The following is a 1,048-nucleotide window of genomic DNA, read 5'->3' as shown; positions in this document are numbered from 1 at the left end:
TTCCAATCCATTCGCTGGTGGTGGCGACATGGGTGAAGGCGGAATGGGCGGCGGTGGCAATCCATTCGCTGGCGGCAGAATGGGTGGCGGCAATCCATTTGGCGGCATGGGCAGCTTCGGCGCTTAATCGATTCTCTGACTTTAATATGTTCTGAGAATTGGATACTTTAGATTTTGGCAACTATATAATGCCGACTGAAAATAATTTAATTCTTTCGCCATGCTGAAGAATCATAATTAAAAGTCAAATCAATTCTTCGCAAAAGTTTTGTTGTTCATAGCCTTATTGTAGAGGCGTAGCATTGCTATGTCTCTACGTTTTGTGTGAATATAAATTGAGTTTATTATTAGTATCAAAGACTTCTAAATTCTTTAGATAAATCACAAATTAGCTTTAAAAAAATACTGACTTTTTCAAAACTTTAAATACTTGTAATTGATATCGGATTACTATATTTTATAGATATAAAGTGATTTCTATCTTTACAGGAATAATAATAAATGGAATCTTCAGAATTAAATTCTAGCAATCAAATTAATGACCAATCTATTGATTTTACTGGTTCGTTAATTAGTACTAGTAGTTCTTTTTCTACAAGTGACAATATATTAGAGGGAGGAATAAAATCTGCTCTTAATATTGGTAATACCATAATCGGTAACGGACAATGGATAGTTGATGAAGAAGTTACACAAGAATCCTTAATTTCATCAGTCAAAGCCAATGTTGATGGAAGGATGAATTCTCTTTTCGATCAACTGCGCGATCGATTACTTTTAAATGATGTTGAAGAAGAATCAACAGGTAATCCCTTTACAGAAGAGAATCCTTTTGCTAATGGTGAAAATCCTTTCGGGGAGGGAGAATTTACTCCACCACCTGGTTATGAAAATTCTCCTTTACCTTCACAAGAAACTGTAGATGATATTAAATCTGTTCAAGAAGAAAATCCTGTTGTAGAAAATTTCACTCCTACAGAAGAAAGCGAAACTGAAAATCCTGTTGTAGAAAATTTCACTCCTACAGAAGAAAGCGAAACTGAAAATC

The 1,048-nt window shown here is 34.6% G+C and carries 1 protein-coding gene; it reads left to right on the top strand.

What is annotated here, in order from left to right:
• Positions 1-501: 501 nt before the first annotated feature.
• Positions 502-1,048 (top strand): hypothetical protein (locus tag ACM03V_RS34410; protein WP_414625301.1); only part of this gene is annotated, 547 nt, incomplete at its 3' end.

The organism is Calothrix sp. CCY 0018 (assembly GCF_963920925.1).
In the GTDB taxonomy this organism is placed as follows: Bacteria; Cyanobacteriota; Cyanobacteriia; order Cyanobacteriales; family Nostocaceae; genus Rivularia.
This window is presented reverse-complemented; position numbering and strand designations above follow the sequence as displayed.